Annotated in this window: 2 protein-coding genes; both read right to left on the bottom strand. The window is 30.9% G+C overall.

Going from position 1 to position 2,881, the window contains the following annotated elements:
* Window positions 1-339: 339 nt before the first annotated feature.
* Window positions 340-1,980 carry a S41 family peptidase gene (locus VLC96_RS07185; RefSeq protein WP_325261712.1) on the bottom strand — a complete coding sequence of 547 codons (1,641 nt, stop codon included), beginning with the start codon at window positions 1,978-1,980 and terminating at the stop codon, window positions 340-342.
* A 193-nt stretch (window positions 1,981-2,173) separates the two neighbouring features.
* Entirely contained in the window at window positions 2,174-2,722 is a 549-nt protein-coding gene (locus VLC96_RS07190) for a hypothetical protein (RefSeq protein ID WP_325261714.1), read from the bottom strand.
* Between the last annotated feature and the right edge of the window lie 159 nt (window positions 2,723-2,881).

Here is a 2,881-nt window from a genome sequence, read left to right on the forward strand (position 1 = left end):
GTTTTTCAGATTCAGTTTAGAAACCCTGAAATTCAAGTTTCTGCTTTTCAAGTTTTGCATTTCGGATTCAGTATAGAAACTCCGAAATTCAAGTTCCGATTAAAACTCTAATTTTAGGTTTCTGTATTTCGATTTTCTGCGCAACAATTCGCTTTTAAAAAAACGTGATTTTAGCAGTAAATTTCTTTTTTCAACTCCCACATAACGTTCTCGCGCTACACGCAGGCTGGGATTAAGAAAGCCTAAACTTTCGGTTAAAAATAATTTTTTCAAATACAAAACCATCTTCAAATTTTGCCAAATGCCCAGCTTGCTTGTAGCGTGTGTTGGCAGAAGTATTTATTTTTCTGTCCTAATTATTTCAATTGCCTTTTCTAATACCTCATCTTTTCCTTCTTGGATCCCTTTTATTGTTGGAAGTATTTCTATATCTACTTTAACTCCTTTTCTTTGTGTAATTGTTCCGTCAGGATAATATATTCCAGTACCCGACATTCCTGATTTATACCCACCAATAAATTCAATGTAACTCATATTGCCATCAGCTCCAGCAGTTTGACTACCAACTGTTATTACATTATTTGCTGTTTGCAAACACATTACAGAAAATTCAGCTCTACTTTGAGTTTCTTCATTTACAAGCAAAACAACTTTACCTTTAAAATGGTCTTTATTATTTTTTCCAGCTGTAGCAGTTTCTTTCCATATAAATTTTCCAGGATAATTTAAATCTGGAATATTTGTTTTAAGAAAGGGTTTTTTTTCTGAACTTAAATAGTTTACAATTAAATAAGGTATAAAATTAGGATAGTTTCTAATATCAATAATAATAGCATTAGTGTTGTTTAATTTTTTCATTGTTTCGTCAACATCTTTGATTTCTAAAGCTTCCATATTAATATATCCAATATTATTTTCTAATATTTTATATTTTTCATTTTTAATATTTTTTCCGAAAATCAAATCAAAAGGGTATCGATGAATTATTTTATCATAAAATTTACCATTGCGATTTACAGAAATGGATACAGTATCTACATTTCCATTCGCAATAGTATAATATGTATTTCTTAATTTGCTATTAAGATTTGAACCAGCAATATATTTTAATTTTTCATTAAGAATATCCTGTATGGTTTTTTCATTAACTTTTTCAATGATGTCTCCTATTCTCAAATCATTAATTTTTGATAATGAATCGTTCCAAGAACCAGTTACGATTACTTTATTATTCATTATTTTCATTTTTGCAGGAATAAACTTGGTACCAAAATATTCTGTTGTAAATTTTGTTTTAAAAATACCATGACTATCATCCAATTTCACAACTGCTTCAAGCATAGCTAAATGGTATTCAGTTGGGTTTTTAGCATTTATAAATTTCGGAATCATTTCATTTAAAACTTCATTCCAGTTTTGATTTGTTAAGTATTTATAGGGATAGAAATACTCGATAGTATTCCAAAACTTAAATAAGCCTAACAATCGATAGTTTTCATTTGGGAATTCAAAATTGTCATATTTTGGTTCATTTTTAATTTCTATATTCCCAATATTAGTAGAAGTAACATAATAACTATTGCCTTGAAATCTATTGTTTTCAATATATTTTAGCTTAATAGTAAGTTCATCAGTAAATGATTCGGTGCTTTGTGTCCAAGAAAGGTCGAAATTTTTGTCAAAATATTTTTGATCGCTTAATTCATTACAAGTTTTACAAACTTTAACTGTTCCTAAACTTTCTATCCAATCCAGATATACTTTAGATAGTTCTTCTCTGTTTTTAGCTTGTTCAACTTTAGGTAGAATAATTAACAATTGCTCATCCCAATTATAATCTCCTTTGGATACATTTGGATGATAGTATTTTAGAAATCCCCAAGTTTTGCATAAACTTGATAACTTTTCAATTTCTTTTAGTTCTTGAGAAAATCCAAATTGCGATCCAATTAAAATAAATATTAGAATGATTTTTTTCACTGCTTTTGATTTTTCGTTTTTTGAGGGAATATTTCTGCCAACGTCTTGGCACTACAGCGGGTTTGGGACTAAATTAAGCCCATTCTTCGGATTTGCCAAATCATCCCAAATACAAGACCATTTTTCCATTAAGCCAAATGCCCAAATCCGTTGTAGTGGCTGTTATGTGTAGCCTTTTCTACTAGGGTTGTTGTCAAAATTTTATTTTATCTCGTTCGCAAAAGTATTTAGAATCAATGTCAGAGGTTACGCAACCACCATCATAATATTTTTTATTGTCCTTAGGAGTGTATATTGTGTCGCCTTGGCTGTTAATGTGTCGAACTATGATTGAACTTCCAAGTCCATAACGAATAGGAACTGTTTGGTCATGTTTATTACACTTTGGACAAACAGTTTTTCCAAAATGCTTTTTGTAGTCCTTCGGTATTTTGAAAGTCAACGAAACAGTGTCTTTTTCGGTCGCCTTTATTGTCTGAACGTAAGTATCGCCAACACCAATACCACGATAATAAATGTCAAAATCTTTGTCAGCCGTTGCCGAAATTTTAAAGGTTCCGTCTTGTTGAATAATGTTTCTCGCAATAATTAATGTATCAACCCTAAATTCGATGTAAAGTCCAAAAATATTGTCTTTGTTTTTAGTATCTGTCTTAACAGTCCCCAAGAAAATAGTTTCCTTTTTCGGTATATGAAAACCCAAAGTCAAAATGGTCAATATTGTTAGGGAGAGTGTCTTCATAGTTCTTATAAGGTTACACATAACGTCTTGGCACTACAGCGGGTTTGGGACTAAATTAAGCCCTATATTCGGATTTGCCAAATCATCCCAAATACAAAACCATCTTTCCATTAAGCCCAATGCCCAAATCCGTTGTAGTGGCTGTTATGTGGGGGTTGT

Source organism: Flavobacterium sp. (genome assembly GCF_035456085.1).
Taxonomy (GTDB): Bacteria; Bacteroidota; Bacteroidia; order Flavobacteriales; family Flavobacteriaceae; genus Flavobacterium.